We start from the raw sequence: 15,123 nt of genomic DNA on the forward strand, positions 1-15,123 counted from the left end.
GACGGTCGCCTTCGACCGTTAGCCGGAGCTTCTTTGCCAGAGCTTCTTTGCCAGACATTAGGGATGGCCCCCGGCAATGCCGGGGGCCACCGTATCGGGAGGGTCACCCGCAGACTGCCGATGCGCTATTGGCGCTGTGGCGTGCCCAAACGGCTAACCGCCCTAAGGAGGCAGATGAAAAAGAACGCGTCCGGATCCTCCCGGTAATGCTGTTCTAGCACCGTACGGAGGCGGGTTCAAGGGGTTCCGGCGGGTAACTTAGCTGCACGTCCGGATTGGCGGAGTGAGAGAGCGTTTGAGGTGGCTACCCCGGTAGCGAACGGCGGTCTTTTTGTCCGCCCGGCTCTATATATTGAAGGCATGACCCAGACTCCGCTGCAGGATTCCGCCAGTTCTTCCGCCGCCTACCCGGTGCCGCCCGCGCCGCCGGCGCCGCCGGCGCCCCCCGTAGCCAAGAAAGTACCGCACGAGCGGACGCACCACGGCGACACTTTCGTGGACAACTACGAGTGGCTGCGAGAGAAGGAATCCGCCGAGGTGGTTGAGCACCTGAAGGCTGAGAACGCCTACCAGGAGGCGGTCACCGCCCACCAGGAGCCGCTGCGCGAGGCCATCTTCCAGGAAATCAAGGGCCGCACCCAGGAGACAGACCTATCTGTTCCAAACCGCAAGGACGGTTGGTGGTACTTCAGCCGCTCGGCTGAGGGCAAGGAGTACGGCATCCAGTGCCGCGTCCGCGCCCAGGACTCCGGCAACCCCGTGGCCGACTGGACTCCCCCCGCAGTGGAGGCCGGCGTCGAAATCCCCGGCGAGGAAGTGCTGCTGGACGGCAACATTGAAGCCGAAGGCAAGCCGTTCTTTTCGGTGGGCGGCTCGGCCGTCACGGTGGACGGGAACCTTTACGCCTACGCCGTGGACAACGCCGGCGACGAACGTTTTACCCTCCGCATCAAGGACCTCCGCACGGGTAAACTCCTGCCGGACGTCATCGAGAACATCTTCTACGGCGTCAGCTTCTCCCCCGACGGCACCCGCATTTTCTACACTGTGGTGGACGATTCGTGGCGGCCGTACCAGGTCAAGTCCCACGTCCTGGGCACGCCGGTCACCGACGATGAGGTGATTTACCAGGAGGACGACGTCGCCATGTGGCTGGGCTTTGAGCTCTCCTCAGATAGGCGTCACCTCGTGCTGGGCATCGGCTGCTCCGAGTACAGCGAGACCCGCCTCCTGCGTTTCGATGACCCGACGGCGGCCCTCACCACCGTGATTTCGCGGGACGAGCGCGTCCTCTATGAGGCCGAACCCTTCCTGCTCACCGGCCCGGAGGGTGAAAAGTCGGAACGCATCATCATCACGCACAACCGGAACGCCGTGAACTCCATGGTCTCCCTGATCGACCCTGCCGAGCTCGCCAAGCCGCTGGCCGAGCAGCACTGGAGCACCGTCGTCGAACATTCCGATGACGTCCGCGTCAACGGTGCCGGTGTTACCTCCACGCACCTGATTGTGTCCGTCCGCAAGGACACCATCGAGCGCGTCCAGGTCATGGGGCTGGCGGCCCTCGGCACCCCCGCGCAGGAAGCTCCGGTGGAACCCGCGTTCGACGATGAGCTGTACACGGCCGGCGTCGGCGGGTCGGACTACGAGGCGCCGGTGATCCGGCTGGGCTACACGTCCTACTTCACGCCGTCGCGCGTTTACGACTTTGTGCTGCCCACCCCGGCGCAGCCCGCCGGCGAACTGCTGCTCCGCAAGGAAAGCCCGGTGCTCGGCGGCTACTCCGCCGGCGAGTACGTGGCCACCCGCGAATGGGCCGACGCCGCGGACGGCACGCGGATCCCCCTGTCTGTGCTGCGGCACAAGACCGTGAAGCAGGATTCGACGGCGGCGGGCCTGGTCTACGGGTACGGCTCCTACGAGCTGAGCATGGACCCCGGTTTCGGCATCGCGCGGCTGTCGCTGCTGGACCGCGGTGTGGTGTTTGTGATCGCGCACATCCGCGGCGGCGGCGAGCTGGGCCGGCACTGGTACGAGGACGGCAAGAAGCTCACGAAGAAGAACACTTTCACGGACTTTGTGGACGCCACCGACTGGCTGGCCAACTCCGGCTGGGTGGATCCGTCCCGCATTGCGGCGCTGGGCGGTTCGGCGGGCGGTTTGCTGATGGGCGCCGTGGCCAACCTGGCGCCGGAAAAGTACGCCGCGGTGGTGGCGCAGGTGCCGTTCGTGGATGCCCTCACCACCATCCTGGACCCGGAGCTTCCGCTGTCAGCCCTGGAATGGGAGGAATGGGGCAACCCCATCACGGATCCTGACGTGTACGCCTACATGAAGTCCTATTCGCCGTACGAGAACGTGCATTCAGTTGCTTACCCCAAGGTAGCCGCGGTGACGTCCTTCAACGACACCCGCGTGCTCTACGTGGAGCCCGCCAAGTGGGTCCAGGAGCTGCGGAACAAGACCACCGGCACGGAGCCGGTGGTCATGAAGATCGAGATGGACGGCGGCCACGGCGGCGCGTCCGGGCGCTATGTCCAGTGGCGCGAGCGGGCGTGGGACTACGCGTTCATAGCCGACTCCCTCGGCGCCAAGGACCTGTTGCCCGGGGCTGGGCTGAAGTAGGGCTTCTCAAGTCCGGTGGTTGAGCCTGGGCCCACCACCTCAGCCCTCATCCCTGCCGTATTCGGGGTGCTCGGCCAGCAGTTCGGCCAGTGTCTCGAGGTTGGCACGGACGGTCCGGGCCTGGGCTTTTTCCACGAACCGGTCGGCGAGTTTGCCGAACACCCCGCCCAGTCCGGACGCGGCGTCGATCCGGTAGTTCAGGCGGGTGCCGTCACCTTCGGGTGCCAGGGCAGAGGATACCGTGAAGTCCATCTTTCCTTCCACCGACTTGGAAACGAAGCGGCTTGGCGGCTGGAATTCCGCCACTTCCGTGGTCCAGTCGAATTTCCGTCCCACTATCTTGCTGGTTCCTTTGGCCCGCGTGCCCAGCCCAACGGGCCCGGTCCCGATTGTTTCAGCGTGCACCACCGAGGAGTCCCAGACTGAAATATTTTCGCTCTTCGACAAGAAGTTGAACACTTCCTGCGGCGGCCGGGCGATGTAGACGGTTTCTTCCACGACAGGCATCGGATTCTCCTCGGAAACGCCTGTTGCCAGCGCGGCGTGGCCGGCAGCTAAGCACAACGCCAGTTTGGCCCTGGCGCACCAGACAGTCAATGGCGCGCGTTGACTCATCAAAGATGCCCGCGTAGCTGCTATCGAAGAATCATTTGGTAATGCCCGCGTAGCGGCGCGTCTGCTGGGGTGGTATCCGCTGGCCCGGCACTGTGAGCCATGGAGCTTTCGATGAGCGAACGCAAGGCCGTCACGAAGACCACTGCCCTCCGATATGCCCGGTCGGACCGTGCGGCCAAGAAGACCATCCTGGACGAGCTGTGTGCCCTGACGCTTTGGCACCGGGACCATGCGCGTAAGGCGCTGCGGCAGGCGCTGGTGCTCAAGCAGGTCAAGTCCCGGCCGCCCAGGCCCGCGCTCTATGGCGAGGACGTGATCGAGGCGCTGCGGTTCTGCTGGGCCGTGCAGGGCACCCCGTGCGGGCGCCTGCTGGCCGCAGCGCTGCCGGATTTGGTGCCGCGGCTGCGCCGGTTCAAGGAGTTGGCGATCGAGGACGGGACGGCGGCGTTGTTGCTGAAGATCGCTCCGGCCACCATCGACCGCCGGCTCAAGGTGACCGGGACAAACTCGATCCAAGGGGCCGCTCCCACACGAAGCCCGGAACACTGCTCAAGGACTCCATCCCGATGCGGACCTGGGCCGAATGGGACGATGCGGTGCCCGGCTTTGTGGAGATTGATCTGGTTGGCCACGAGGGCGGCAATTCAGGGGTGAGTTCTGTTTCACCCTGACGATCACTGACATTTCCACGGGGTGGACCGAGACCCGGTCGGTGCGGAACAAGGCCCAGAAGTGGGTGTTCGCCGCGATCAAGGAAGCCACCGCGGCGTTCCCGTTCCCGATCCGGGGGATCGATTCGGACAACGGGAGCGAGTTCATCAATTGGGGGCTGCTGCGGTGGTGTGAACAGGAGCAACTGACCTTCACCAGGTCCCGGTCCGGGAACAAGAATGACGGCGCGCATGTGGAACAGAAGAACTGGCATGTTGTCCGGCAAACCGTCGGATACCACCGCTACGACACGGCGGCCGAACTGGAACTGCTGAACCGGATCTGGGCGTTGCAGGGGCGGCTGACCAATCACTTCGGACCCCAGCAGAAACTCGTCCAGAAGATCCGGACCGGCGCAAAGATCAGCAAGAAATATGACCGGCCGGCAACCCCGTACCAGCGGGTCCTGACCGACGAGGGCACGGTCCAGAAAGGTGTGAAGGCGAAGTTGAGGCGGGAGAACAAGCCCTTGAATCCGGCGGCAATCCAACGTCAGGTTCAAGCACTCTGCGCTGAACTTCTCACCCTCACCACGGCCAAGCAAGGCCCCAAGAGCCAACCACCCATCCGGGCACAATCAAATGATTCTTCGATAAACGCTACGCGGGCATCTTGACATGATTCCTCGGGTGGCGTCCGCGGCTGAGCGCTGTGGCATCATTCGCTCGACGAACGTCATGCCACGGGTTCGGGGGCACGTTCGGCAACGCGGGCCGCTTTCGCGACCCTGGCCGCGGTCAACCGTCCCATCCTGATGGCGCCGTCCACGTGCCGGTACCCTTCAGCGGCGATGTCTGAGGAGCACCAGCAAATAGGGCCCACGGGGGTGGACTGGTCCCTCCCGCAGCGGCGGCCTGAAATAACGCATCGCGACAGGCTCGATCGCCGGGAGGGCTCGATCACCGGGAGGGGGCGATCACCAGGAGGGGGCGCGCCATTCGTCCTTGAGGATCGCGTAGACCAGCTCGGTGGCCCACTGGCCTTTGTAGTGCCACTTGTCCACCAGCCGGGCTTCTAACCGCATGCCGAGCCGTTCGCACAAGGCGGCGGAGGCGGTATTCAGGGCGTCGAGCTTTGCCTCGATCCGGTGCATCTCCAGCTCCTCGAACCCCAGCTTCAGCACCGCATCCGCGGCCTCGGCCCCGTAGCCCTTGCCCCGCGCGGCCGGCGCCAGGGTCCATCCGACTTCGCCCTGGCCGCGCCCCGGAAGCCACTTCAGCACCACTTCGCCCACCAGCTCCGGCGATCCCATCGGCTCGATGGCCAGGCATACCCAGTCGCCCTCCTTCTCGAAGACAAAGTTGGCGTACTTGCCCACGGACTCCATGCACTTGGTGTAGCTCTTGGCCTCCCCCGGCAGGAAGCGGGCGGTGTCGGGCAGCGAATGGTAGGCATGGAAGGCGTCCAGGTCCGTACCTTCGAACCGGCGCAGGATCAGCCGCTCGGTGCGGATGGGCAAAGTGATCTCAGGCATGGACTGAGGCTACTCCGCAGCCCGTCCATTGCTCCGTAACCGCCGTTTTGAGCGCCCAGAAGGGCCGCTACGGAGCAATCGATGAGTGGACGACGGCGGTTTTGTGGTGCCGCCGGCAGGCTCAACCGCCGGGGCCTCCCTTGATCAATTCCTTGGAATTAAATGCGCAGAATTTGAGGTTTTTCCGTAATATTTCCTTCCTCGCGGCGATTACTTTGATATGGACTCCAAGACGTCCAGGCGCACTTTCAGGTTTTCTCATATCGGAGGATTTCATGTCGTTCTTTACCGCATTGGTGACCAGCAAGATCGCAGCTGGAGTTCTGGCCGGAGGAACTCTGGCCGTTGGCGGCGCCGCCGCCGGGGCCCATACCGGAACACCGCCTGCGCCGCTGCAGGAAAGTGCCCACACCATAATCGGCGCCCCGGCACCGGCCGCCGCCTCCGATACTGGCGGCCAGAAGGCCGCTGTTGCCTCGCACGGAAAGGCCTCGCGACCTGCAGTTGCTTCGACTAGCCCTAATACGAGCGCCGCGGCAGTGGGCCCTGACGCCACAGGACCGGCCGCATTCGGGCTCTGCACGGCGTTTACCAAAGGCGGCCTGGATCCGGCCTCAGTGGCCTACAAGTCCCTGGTCGCGGCGGCGAAGGACAGCGGGGATATCGCCGCGTACTGCAAGTCCGTGCCGGCACCGGGCCAGTCCGCCGACCACCGCAGCGAATCTCAGGGCAATTCAGGAGACTCCGGGTCACGGAACAACGGAACACCGCCGGCCCAGGCAAACAAGGGCCTCTCGCACAAGCCAGTCACGGCCGGGAAACCCTAAACCAGCACCACCAGCGACTGACCGGAGGTGGGGATGGATCCGATCACTGAGGACCTGATGGCTGCGGGCCACGACGACGCAGCGTTGTTGTTCAGCGCCGCCTACCGCTCATTCTCTCCGGGCGTTGCCGGTTACCTGCGCGCCGGTGGTGTGGAGGATCCGGAAGGCGTCACCCATGACGTATTCCTTGCCCTGTACACCAGACTGAAGGCGGTCCGTGGCGGAACGCAGGGCCTGCGGGTGCTGATCTTCTCCATCGCCCACGCCCGCCTGGTCGATCACCACCGCCGCCGCACCAGAATGCCTGCCCCGGCGGAATACGATCCCGGGAGGGACGAGCGCCTGAGCGCATCAGCCGAAGATGTGGCCCTTGATGGCAACGCCGAGGCCAACGCCCTGGCCTTGCTGGAGGGCCTCCGTGAGGATCACAGGGAGGTCCTCCGGCTGCGCATCATCGCGGAACTGTCCGTGAACGACGTCGCCTACATCATGCAGAAATCGCCAGGAGCCGTCACGCAGCTCCAGCACCGGGCGATGGCCAGTCTCCGGAACCAGCTAAGAGCAAAGAACGGAGTGCCAACATGAGCACCGTGCACACGCTTCAGGACGAACAGATCGTCGATCAACTGCTTCTCGAAACAGAAGAAGAAGAAGACGACTTCGAGGACCTGAGGCTGGCGCTGTTGGAGCTGCGCTCCTTCGCGGCAGGGCCGCCTGTGGCTGCTTCGGCCGAACTTGCCGCACTAATGTCGACGGGGCCGGTGAGCCTGGACGCCCGCCGGCGGCGCCATCGTCATCACGCCGCGATTGCCGCCCTGGCCATCGCAGCGTCCATGGGAATTGGCAGCGGCGCCGTGGCCGCGGCAGACCCCGGGTTCCGGCAAAAGGCCCAGGCGGCCATCAACACGGTGGTCAACGTAGTCACGCAAGGCCGGCCCGGGCGGCCTGAACCGGCCGCACCGCCGTCGCCCGTGGTTCCGGCGATTCCCGCCACCCCCGCCAAAGCTCCCGACGTTCGAGGCCCTGGCGGGAACGAATCCGGCCGCACCGGGCCGAAGGTCACCTCATCCGCCCCCGGGACCGGAAATTCGGGAGACGAAGCCCGTCCACTGATCAGTCCAGGGACGCCCCCGGTGGCTACGCCGCCCAGGGCAACGGACACCGCGCGCAGCCGCCCATGAGTGGGCGCCCGAAGGAGCATTGCCATGGACGAAAATGCCAATTTTGAATACGTAACGGTCCTGGTCGAAGGCCGCAGGTCCTCTCCGTCAAGCCCGTCACGATGTTCTCACGCCTGAGCGGTGCGTCCAATGCCTTGCTCAGGCGGGCCCGCAGCTGACTTCGGCGCTGATTGAAGCGCCCGTCCATTGCTCCGTAACGGCCGTTTTGAGCGCCCCCAAGGGCCGCTATGGAGCAATCGATGAGTGGACGACGGCGGCAGTTGCCTCCGCGATGGCGCGTTCCTCGTCGGTGGGCACCACCAACACCGGGATGACGGACGCAGCCGTGGAAATCACGCGCGGTTCCCTGGACCGTTGACTGTTCAGGCCGGCGTCGAGCTCTATGCCCAGCGCACGCAGCCGGTCAGTCACCAGGGCACGGAACTGGTGCGAGTTCTCGCCGATCCCCGCCGTGAACACGAGGGCCTTGGCGCCCCCGACGGCCACGTGGTAGCCGCCGATGTATTTGGCCAGCCGGTAGGACGTGACCGCGAGCGCCATCGCGGCTTTGGCGTCGCCGCCCTCGGAAGCTTCCACCACCGAGCGCATATCGTTGTTCCCGGCGAGCCCCTTCAGCCCCGATTCACGGTTGAGCATGGTGTCGATGTCCTCCGGCGTCCAGCCGTTCCGGCCGAGAAATACCAGGATGGAGGGATCGAGGTCGCCTGAGCGCGTGCCCATCACCAGGCCCTCCAGTGGGGTGAAGCCCATGGACGTGTCCACAGAATGACCGCCCCGGATGGCCGTGACGGAGGCGCCGTTCCCCAGGTGGGCAATCACGCCGTCGAACTCGTCCACGGGCAGATCCAGCAGCGCGGCGGCGCGGTGCGTGACGTACTCGTGCGAGGTGCCGTGGAAGCCATAGCGGCGGATGCCGTGGTTCGTATAGAGCTCGTCGGGGACGGCGTAGCGCCAGGCGTGCTCGGGCAGGGTGCGGTGGAAAGCGGTGTCGAACACGGCCACCTGCGGCAGGTCCGGCCACTTCTTGCTGATGGCGCGGATGCCCAGGACGTTGGCGGGGTTGTGCAGCGGCGCCAGCGGGTTGAGGCGCTCGATGGCGCGGGTGATCTCGTTGTCGATCAGCACCGGCTCGGCGAACCGCTCGCCGCCGTGCACCACGCGGTGGCCCACCGCCGCCAACTCGGGGTCCCCGAGCTCGGCATGGATCGCGGCGTCCACCTGTTCCAGTGCCTCCGCATGGTCGCGGGGGCCCTCGATTTCGCCGTCGCCATCGCCGCCGTTGCCCATGCCGATCTTCTCGATCAGTCCTTCGGTCAGCACAATGCCGGCGGCCACGTCACGGACCTGGTACTTGAGCGAGGACGAACCGGAATTGATGACGAGCACAAGCATGGGGCCTCCTGAAGCCTTGGTACCGCGGGCACAGCTGACGAGGGGTGGTGGTGGTGGAGCCTGGCGGAGCGCTCCCAGGGTCCCACTCTATAAGTTGCCGCGTCAGCCGCCGGCGATGTCCCGCAGGGTTTGCAGGTGCCCGTCCCAGGCCTTCCGCCCTGCCGCGGTCACGCTCGCCGAGGTCCGCGGCATCTTCCCCGCGAACCCTTTCCTGATCTTGACGTAGCCGGCCTTTTCAAGCACGGCAAGCTGCGTGCTGAGCACGGAATCGCTGACCTGGATGGCGTCCCGCAGGTCCTTGACGTCCAGCGACTCCGCACCTGCCAGCGCCGCCATGATGGAGAAGCGGACCGGCTGGTGGATAAGGTCGTCGAGCCGGTGGCGGGGATGTTCCGCTGCGGTGCTCATGCCCGCAGCTCACGGAAGGCGGCGGCCAGGCCAACTCCGGCGAGTACGACGGCGGCGCTCATGTAGAACCAGAGGTTCCCGTCGCGGAAGAGGCTGGCTCCTACCCCCAGCGCGATGCCATACAGAACGAAGTAGGCGATCAATGACGTCAGGAACCGGCTGGTGTACCCGGCTTTGGTGGACGTCTGGAACATCGGCCAGATGCAGGCCGTTGCCGCTCCCCAGATTCCGACGGCGGTCGCCAGCAGCGGCGCGCCGTAGCCGGTGTGGGACACGATGTGCATGCCGATCATCAGCATCGATCCCAGGATGGCCAGGCTGGTGAAGACCATGGCAACAGGCCATGCCGCCGCGTTGATGGAGGTGGCGCCGATCGATTGCGCCTTCGCCAGGAGCTCCTGTGCCTCGGCAGGAGTGGGACTTGCCGATGTCTCGTCCATGGTGTTGCCTTTCGCCGCTGCTGAGTAGTGAACTCATCACAGGAAAGTACTTTCCATTACGTCAAGTGCTTTCCATCATGAAGAAAGGCCGATGATTTCAGCGACTTGTATTTGATAATCATTCTTATTAGAGTGATCGGCATGCATCTCACTGTGATCAGCTCCCTGGACGCCCCGTGCCGCCAGCAAGCCTGCCAAGACGCGGCCGCGGCCAATCCCGGCGCCGTGGTGGTCCTGCACGACCTTCTGGAGAACGGCGTCGTCATCCGCAGGATCTCCAGCCAGTCCGGGCTCCTGGAGCGCGCCGAGACACGGCTGGAACATGGCTGCCTGAGCTGCACCGTGAGGCTGGACCTCGTGCCCACCATCGAGCGGCTGCTGGAACGCGGGGAGACTCAGGCCATCATCGGGCTCCCTCCGGCGGTGTCCGCAGAGGCCGCGATCGGGGCACTGCGGCGTGGCCTTTCCCGCCCGGTGACGATTGATTCCGCTGTCCTTGCCTGCGCCCCTGACACGCTGGAGGACCACATTTGGGACCACCACACCCTGTTTGAATCCGGGTTCACGCCGGTCCCGGAGGACCAGCGCACTGCGGGCGAATTCCTCATTGGCGAGCTGTCGTTCAATGACACCGTCCTGCTGGCGGAGGTGGACCTGTTTCCGGCTGACCCAGCCCTGCGGGTTCGCGGCGTGCAACTGGTGAGGGAACTGGCTCCGCACGCTGACGTGGTGGAAAACGCCGGCCTCATCCGCCCCGGCCGCCACGACTACCAGGACGCCCTGAGCCGGACGGTCCCCGGTTCGGTGCGGATCCCGGCGTCGTCCTCAATCTCACCGTTCACCACTGTCACGCACCGGGCCCAACGTCCGCTGCACCCAGAGCGGTTCCGGCACGCCCTGGCATCGCTCGCGGAGGGGTGCTGCTGGTTGCGGGGCCGCCTGTGGATCGCCGCCGCACCTCAGTGCCGGATCGCCATCCAGGGCATCGGCCCTCGCGTCTGGCTCGAAAATACTGGACCGTGGCTGGCAGACCAGGACGCCGGTGCGGCGCCCGATCCCCTCAACCACGTGGACGCACACCTCGACTGGCATCCGGAACACGGGGACCGCGGAAGCGTGCTGGCCGCGACCGGAGAGGGCATGGACCCGGGGGAAATTGCGCAGCTGCTCTCCGCCTGCGAACTCACCGACGCGGAAATGGAGGCCGGGTTTGCCGGGCTGACCGACCCGTTCCAGCTCGACCCCGCCCCGTCCTGAACGGCCCCGGCTTCACACTGCGCCACCGGCCAAAACGCCGCCCATCAACCGCCACTACACAAGGAGCAAGCCCATGAAAGTCAGAAATTCCCTCCGCGCCCTGAAGAAGGTTCCCGGCGCCCAGATCGTCCGACGCCGGGGCCGCACCTTTGTGATCAACAAAAAGAACCCGCGGATGAAGGCCCGTCAGGGCTGAGGCTGGGGTCGGGCTCACCCCGCGCCTGCCGTTGCGCCAGCCACGGCAGGCGCTTAGAGTCGGCGGACACGTTGCACCATGCAGAGAGGGACTTCCATGCCGAACGACACCACTCAGCCCGACAACACCGAACCCGAGACCGCAGCACCCGCCCCCGGCACCGAGCCCAGCGCCGCAGGCTCCGGCACCATGGACCCCACCGGCGTCGAGGGTGCCAACCCGGCCCTGGACGACACCGGAAGCCCCAAAGCCGACGAGGTGGGCGAGGCCCCTGAGCAGCCCGAGGATCCAGAAAACCTGGACCTCACGCCCGAAGGACTCTCCGATGAGCCGGCCAAGCAGGAGGACCCGGACAGCGTGGCCAAGCCGGAGAACAGCTAGGGCCACCTTCAACCTCCACGAGATGGCATTTCGCGGCAGTGTTTTCGAGAAACATTGCCGTGAAGTGCCATCTCGCTGCTTACCGTCCGGGACCCAAACCGGGTGCCGCCGTCGGACGTTAAACGGACGCCGGAGACGGCACCTGCGCCTGGATGGCCGTGATGGCCACCGTGTTCACGATGTCCTCCACGGTGCAGCCGCGGGAGAGGTCGTTGACCGGCTTGCGCAGGCCCTGCAGGACGGGCCCGACGGCGACCGCGCCGGAGCTCTGCTGCACCGCCTTGTACGTGTTGTTGCCGGTGTTCAGGTCGGGGAAGATGAACACGGTCGCCTGCCCTGCCACCGACGAGCCAGGCATCTTGGAGGCCGCGATGGAGGCGTCCACGGCTGCGTCGTACTGGATGGGGCCTTCGACGGCGAGATCCGGGCGGCGTTCGCGCACCAGTTCGGTGGCCTGCCGGACTTCGTCCACGGCCTCGCCGGAGCCCGAGCCGCCGGTGGAGTAGGACAGCATGGCCACGCGCGGCTCCACCCCGAACTGCACCGCGGTTTCGGCCGAGGCGAGGGCGATGTCCGCGAGCTGCTCCACGTTGGGGTCCGGATTCACGGCGCAGTCGCCATAGACCAGCACCCGGTCCGGCATGAGCATCAGGAACACGGAGGATACGATCTTCACGCCGTCGCGGGTTTTGACGAACTCCAGCGCCGGGCGGATGGTGTGCGCCGTGGTGTGAGCGGCGCCTGACACCATGCCGTCCACCACGCCCAGCTGGACCATCATGGTGCCGAAGTAGCTGCCGTCCTGCATGATTTCCAGTGCCTTGGGCAGGTCCACGCCCTTATGTGCCCGCAGCTCCGCGTACTTTTCCGCGAAACCCTGCCGCAGCTCCGAGGTGGCCGGGTCCACTATGTTGATCCCGGTGAGGTCGATGCCGTTGGCCGCCGCCAGCTCCCGGACCTGCGAATCGGGCCCCAGCAGGGTGAGGTCGCAGACGTCGCGGCGGTGCAGGATTTCGGCGGCCTGCAGGATCCGGACGTCCGTTCCCTCCGGCAGCACCACATGCCGGCGCTGCCCCCTGGCCCGTTCGATGAGGTCGTGCAGGAACCGCAGCGGGGTCATCCGTTCCAGGCGCGGCAGGTGGAGTCGCTCCACGAGCTCAGCCTCATCCACCCGTTTGGACCACAGGCCCAGCGCGGACGCCACCTTGCGGCGGTGCCCGGACCAGATCTCGCTGCGGACCTCGGAGACCCTCTTGGCGGTGGTGTAGGTGTCATCGCTGGCGGCAAACACGGGGAAGGGTGCCTGCGCCAGGAGCGGGTAGATGTTGGCGTCCGGGGCCAGGCCACCGGTGAGGATCAGCGCCGACGGAACGGGGAATTCCGGCGAGAACGACGACGCCAGGCAGGCCACCATCACGTCCGCGCGGTCGCCGGGAACGATCACCAGGGCGCCCTCGTCCAGCACGTTCAGGAAGTTGCCCACGTTCATGGCCGCCACCTTGATATCCCGGACGTCGCGTTCCATGTCCGCAAGACCGGCGATCTGGCGTACGCCGAGGGCCGCAGCTACCTCACCGGTGGTGGGCCGGGCGATCTCCTCAAGCTCCGGCAGGACGTACACCGGCCGCTTGGATGCACCGGGCTTCACGGCGGCCGCGATTTCCTCCAGCAAGTCCGGGTCCGCGCGGTTCACCATGATGGCCAGCAGCGTGCACTTCTCCGCCGCCAGCTCCTTGCGGGCAACCTCGACGGCGGCCGCAGCCTCGGCAACACTGAGCCCCTTGGCGCCCACCACGGCAACCACCGGCGCGGCCAGATTGTTGGCCAGCCGGGCGTTGAGGTCAAACTCGACGGCGGCGTCCTGGCCGGTGAGGTCCGTCCCTTCCACGATCACCACGTCACAATGCTTGGCGATGTCGGCGAAGATCTCCACACAGCGGGCGTCGATGTCCGCGCGTTTTCCGTCTGCCAGGAGAGCACGCACTTCGGCGGACGTCAGGCCCCCTCGGCAGCGGTCGTCGTCGAGCGCGAAGCGTGATTTCATCAGCGCCACCATGGGGTCATTGGCGGCGTCCGGGCCGTGGACCACCGGTTTGAAGAACCCGATCCGGTCCGCATGCCGGTGGAGCGTGTCCGCGAGGCCCAGGGCCACGAGCGATTTGCCCGATCCCGGAGTGGTCGCGCTGACGTAGATGCCTTTGGCCATGGTCCGCCCTTTGCTGTGCGTGGTGCCGGTCCCTCCATCCTTGCACTTCCCTGGCGGGCTGAGGCGACCCGGCTCATCGCCGGCGCGCGCCCGAGCGCGTCCTCACGGAACCGCAAAGTTACAACGCTCGAAATCGTGAACCGGCCGTTCGGAAACCGATCGCCAGCGCCACTTGGGGCAGCACGTGGTCCGTCCAATATCCGCTTCATCACTTTGTCGGAACCCAACAAAATCTCGCCTCTCACTGGGACCTAGCGTTTGTTCCGAGGAAATATCCGCAGCTATGCACCCCAAAGGATTATCGATGACGATGCAGCCAGACCTCCAGGCCAACCCCGGCACCATCCTCGAGACCGCCCGGACGCAGGTTCTGGAGCAGGGCACCGGACTCTCCGAACGCCAGCTTCTGGAAATCCTCAGGCTTCCGGACCGGGATCTGCCCGCCGCCCTGCAGCTGGCCCACGAAGTACGCCTGAAACACTGCGGCGAAGACGTCGAGGTGGAAGGCATTATTTCGATCAAGACCGGCGGTTGCCCCGAGGACTGCCACTTCTGCAGCCAGTCCGGCCTGTTCGACTCCCCCGTCCGCGGCATCTGGCTCGACATCCCTGAGCTGGTCAAGGCCGCCAAGGAGACGGCCGCAACCGGAGCCACCGAGTTCTGCATCGTCGCCGCCGTCCGCGGCCCCGACATCAAACTCATGAACCAGATCAAGTTCGCGATTGACCGCATCAACGAAGAAGTGGACATCAACATCGCCTGTTCCCTGGGGATGCTGACCCAGCGCCAAGTGGACCAGCTCGCCAGCTGGGGCGTGCACCGTTACAACCACAACCTCGAAACCGCCCGCAGCTACTTCCCCGAAGTGGTCACCACGCACAGCTACGAGGAACGTCTGGAGACCTGCAACATGGTCAAGGCCGCCGGCATGGAACTCTGCTGCGGCGCCCTGATCGGCATGGGCGAAACCCTGGAGCAGCGCGCCGAACTCGCAGCCCAGCTCGCAGCCCTGGAACCCCACGAGGTCCCCCTGAACTTCCTGAACCCCCGGCCCGGGACCCCGCTGGAGAACCAGGGAATCATGGACGGCAAGGACGCCCTGCGCGCGATCGCTGCCTTCCGCCTCGCCATGCCCCGGACGGTGCTGCGGTACGCCGGCGGCCGTGAACTGACGCTCGGCGACCTCGGCACCCGCGAGGGCCTGCTCGGCGGCATCAACGCCGTCATCGTCGGCAACTACCTCACCACCCTGGGCCGCCCCGCCAACGCCGACCTCAACCTCCTGGTGGAACTGAACATGCCCATCAAGGAACTCCAGAAGGCGCTGTGAACGCGGTTTCCCTCCCAACCACGGCTGAGTTTTGCGGGCACTGCGGCGGGACGTACGACGCCGGTGCGCAGCCGCCGTCG

The 15,123-nt window shown here is 65.8% G+C and carries 16 protein-coding genes and 1 pseudogene; 10 read left to right on the forward strand and 7 right to left on the reverse strand.

Annotation, left to right across the window (positions count from 1 at the left end; genetic code table 11):
* Positions 1 to 360: 360 nt before the first annotated feature.
* The gene (locus ACQCSW_RS17120; protein ID WP_426987773.1) at positions 361 to 2,625 is read left to right on the forward strand and encodes a S9 family peptidase; all 2,265 of its coding nucleotides are present in this window, start codon (positions 361 to 363) and stop codon (positions 2,623 to 2,625) included.
* A 39-nt stretch (positions 2,626 to 2,664) separates the two neighbouring features.
* On the opposite strand, the gene ACQCSW_RS17125 is transcribed toward ACQCSW_RS17120, so the two are convergent.
* Positions 2,665 to 3,132 carry an SRPBCC family protein gene (locus tag ACQCSW_RS17125; protein ID WP_354252275.1) on the reverse strand — a complete coding sequence of 156 codons (468 nt, stop codon included), beginning with the start codon at positions 3,130 to 3,132 and terminating at the stop codon, positions 2,665 to 2,667.
* Positions 3,133 to 3,351: 219 nt separating this feature from the next.
* Here ACQCSW_RS17125 and ACQCSW_RS17130 point away from each other — a divergent pair, with 219 nt between their 5' ends.
* Both ACQCSW_RS17130 and ACQCSW_RS17135 read left to right on the forward strand, forming a co-directional pair.
* On the forward strand, positions 3,352 to 3,894 hold the full coding sequence (locus tag ACQCSW_RS17130; protein ID WP_426987775.1) for a hypothetical protein: 543 nt from the start codon (positions 3,352 to 3,354) through the stop codon (positions 3,892 to 3,894).
* A gap of 28 nt (positions 3,895 to 3,922) precedes the next feature.
* Positions 3,923 to 4,567, forward strand: coding sequence for a hypothetical protein (locus tag ACQCSW_RS17135; protein ID WP_426990723.1), 645 nt, complete (start codon positions 3,923 to 3,925; stop codon positions 4,565 to 4,567).
* A 59-nt stretch (positions 4,568 to 4,626) separates the two neighbouring features.
* Here the strand turns inward: ACQCSW_RS17135 and ACQCSW_RS17140 are convergent.
* Positions 4,627 to 4,800, reverse strand: a pseudogene (locus tag ACQCSW_RS17140) (putrescine oxidase); the annotation flags it as partial.
* 67 nt (positions 4,801 to 4,867) lie between these two features.
* Entirely contained in the window at positions 4,868 to 5,425 is a 558-nt protein-coding gene (locus ACQCSW_RS17145) for a GNAT family N-acetyltransferase (RefSeq protein WP_426987777.1), read from the reverse strand.
* Positions 5,426 to 5,700: 275 nt separating this feature from the next.
* On the opposite strand from ACQCSW_RS17145, the gene ACQCSW_RS17150 reads away from it, so the two are divergent.
* The 3 genes from ACQCSW_RS17150 to ACQCSW_RS17160 are packed head-to-tail and all read left to right on the forward strand — an operon-like array spanning position 5,701 to position 7,433.
* A complete protein-coding gene (locus ACQCSW_RS17150; protein WP_426987779.1) occupies positions 5,701 to 6,252 on the forward strand; it encodes a protein tyrosine phosphatase in 552 nt (183 codons plus the stop codon).
* Positions 6,253 to 6,285: 33 nt separating this feature from the next.
* Entirely contained in the window at positions 6,286 to 6,837 is a 552-nt protein-coding gene (locus tag ACQCSW_RS17155; protein WP_426987781.1) for an RNA polymerase sigma factor, read from the forward strand.
* The gene (locus tag ACQCSW_RS17160) at positions 6,834 to 7,433 is read left to right on the forward strand and encodes a hypothetical protein (RefSeq protein ID WP_426987783.1); all 600 of its coding nucleotides are present in this window, start codon (positions 6,834 to 6,836) and stop codon (positions 7,431 to 7,433) included. The genes ACQCSW_RS17155 and ACQCSW_RS17160 overlap by 4 nt, the downstream gene beginning before the upstream one ends.
* Before the next feature lie 225 nt (positions 7,434 to 7,658).
* On the opposite strand, the gene ACQCSW_RS17165 is transcribed toward ACQCSW_RS17160, so the two are convergent.
* The 3 genes from ACQCSW_RS17165 to ACQCSW_RS17175 all read right to left on the reverse strand — a co-directional run bounded on the left by ACQCSW_RS17165 (position 7,659) and on the right by ACQCSW_RS17175 (position 9,673).
* Entirely contained in the window at positions 7,659 to 8,825 is a 1,167-nt protein-coding gene (locus tag ACQCSW_RS17165) for an acetate kinase (protein WP_426987785.1), read from the reverse strand.
* Between the two features lie 102 nt (positions 8,826 to 8,927).
* Entirely contained in the window at positions 8,928 to 9,233 is a 306-nt protein-coding gene (locus ACQCSW_RS17170) for a winged helix-turn-helix domain-containing protein (protein ID WP_426987787.1), read from the reverse strand.
* Positions 9,230 to 9,673, reverse strand: a complete 444-nt coding sequence (locus ACQCSW_RS17175; RefSeq protein ID WP_426987789.1) for a hypothetical protein — start codon at positions 9,671 to 9,673, stop codon at positions 9,230 to 9,232. The genes ACQCSW_RS17170 and ACQCSW_RS17175 overlap by 4 nt, the downstream gene beginning before the upstream one ends.
* Positions 9,674 to 9,814: 141 nt before the next feature.
* Here ACQCSW_RS17175 and ACQCSW_RS17180 point away from each other — a divergent pair, with 141 nt between their 5' ends.
* From ACQCSW_RS17180 to ACQCSW_RS17190, 3 genes are all read left to right on the forward strand, one after another.
* Positions 9,815 to 10,930: a GTP-binding protein gene (locus ACQCSW_RS17180; RefSeq protein WP_426987791.1), complete on the forward strand. Its 1,116-nt coding sequence runs from the start codon at positions 9,815 to 9,817 to the stop codon at positions 10,928 to 10,930.
* 73 nt (positions 10,931 to 11,003) lie between these two features.
* Entirely contained in the window at positions 11,004 to 11,126 is a 123-nt protein-coding gene (gene ykgO, locus ACQCSW_RS17185) for a type B 50S ribosomal protein L36 (protein ID WP_058931424.1), read from the forward strand.
* Between the two features lie 96 nt (positions 11,127 to 11,222).
* A complete protein-coding gene (locus ACQCSW_RS17190) occupies positions 11,223 to 11,507 on the forward strand; it encodes a hypothetical protein (RefSeq protein WP_426987793.1) in 285 nt (94 codons plus the stop codon).
* Positions 11,508 to 11,625: 118 nt separating this feature from the next.
* Here ACQCSW_RS17190 and pta read toward each other — a convergent pair whose 3' ends face one another.
* Positions 11,626 to 13,713, reverse strand: a complete 2,088-nt coding sequence (gene pta, locus ACQCSW_RS17195; protein WP_426987795.1) for a phosphate acetyltransferase — start codon at positions 13,711 to 13,713, stop codon at positions 11,626 to 11,628.
* A 304-nt stretch (positions 13,714 to 14,017) separates the two neighbouring features.
* On the opposite strand from pta, the gene bioB reads away from it, so the two are divergent.
* The gene (gene bioB, locus ACQCSW_RS17200) at positions 14,018 to 15,043 is read left to right on the forward strand and encodes a biotin synthase BioB (protein WP_426987797.1); all 1,026 of its coding nucleotides are present in this window, start codon (positions 14,018 to 14,020) and stop codon (positions 15,041 to 15,043) included.
* Positions 15,044 to 15,123 lie beyond the last annotated feature (80 nt).

Origin of the sequence: Pseudarthrobacter sp. Y6 (assembly GCF_050156205.1) — a bacterium.
Classification (GTDB): Bacteria; Actinomycetota; Actinomycetes; order Actinomycetales; family Micrococcaceae; genus Arthrobacter.

Bases quoted from the DNA above. Each gene is read 5' to 3' on its own strand.
- ACQCSW_RS17170 (WP_426987787.1), bottom strand. From the start codon at position 9,233: ATGAGCACCGCAGCGGAACATCCCCGCCACCGGCTCGACGACCTTATC.
- ACQCSW_RS17175 (WP_426987789.1), bottom strand. From the start codon at position 9,673: ATGGACGAGACATCGGCAAGTCCCACTCCTGCCGAGGCACAGGAGCTC.
- ACQCSW_RS17145 (WP_426987777.1), bottom strand. From the start codon at position 5,425: ATGCCTGAGATCACTTTGCCCATCCGCACCGAGCGGCTGATCCTGCGC.
- ykgO (WP_058931424.1), top strand. From the start codon at position 11,004: ATGAAAGTCAGAAATTCCCTCCGCGCCCTGAAGAAGGTTCCCGGCGCC.
- pta (WP_426987795.1), bottom strand. From the start codon at position 13,713: ATGGCCAAAGGCATCTACGTCAGCGCGACCACTCCGGGATCGGGCAAA.
- ACQCSW_RS17190 (WP_426987793.1), top strand. From the start codon at position 11,223: ATGCCGAACGACACCACTCAGCCCGACAACACCGAACCCGAGACCGCA.
- bioB (WP_426987797.1), top strand. From the start codon at position 14,018: ATGACGATGCAGCCAGACCTCCAGGCCAACCCCGGCACCATCCTCGAG.
- ACQCSW_RS17130 (WP_426987775.1), top strand. From the start codon at position 3,352: ATGAGCGAACGCAAGGCCGTCACGAAGACCACTGCCCTCCGATATGCC.
- ACQCSW_RS17150 (WP_426987779.1), top strand. From the start codon at position 5,701: ATGTCGTTCTTTACCGCATTGGTGACCAGCAAGATCGCAGCTGGAGTT.
- ACQCSW_RS17180 (WP_426987791.1), top strand. From the start codon at position 9,815: ATGCATCTCACTGTGATCAGCTCCCTGGACGCCCCGTGCCGCCAGCAA.
- ACQCSW_RS17125 (WP_354252275.1), bottom strand. From the start codon at position 3,132: ATGCCTGTCGTGGAAGAAACCGTCTACATCGCCCGGCCGCCGCAGGAA.
- ACQCSW_RS17160 (WP_426987783.1), top strand. From the start codon at position 6,834: ATGAGCACCGTGCACACGCTTCAGGACGAACAGATCGTCGATCAACTG.
- ACQCSW_RS17120 (WP_426987773.1), top strand. From the start codon at position 361: ATGACCCAGACTCCGCTGCAGGATTCCGCCAGTTCTTCCGCCGCCTAC.
- ACQCSW_RS17165 (WP_426987785.1), bottom strand. From the start codon at position 8,825: ATGCTTGTGCTCGTCATCAATTCCGGTTCGTCCTCGCTCAAGTACCAG.
- ACQCSW_RS17155 (WP_426987781.1), top strand. From the start codon at position 6,286: ATGGATCCGATCACTGAGGACCTGATGGCTGCGGGCCACGACGACGCA.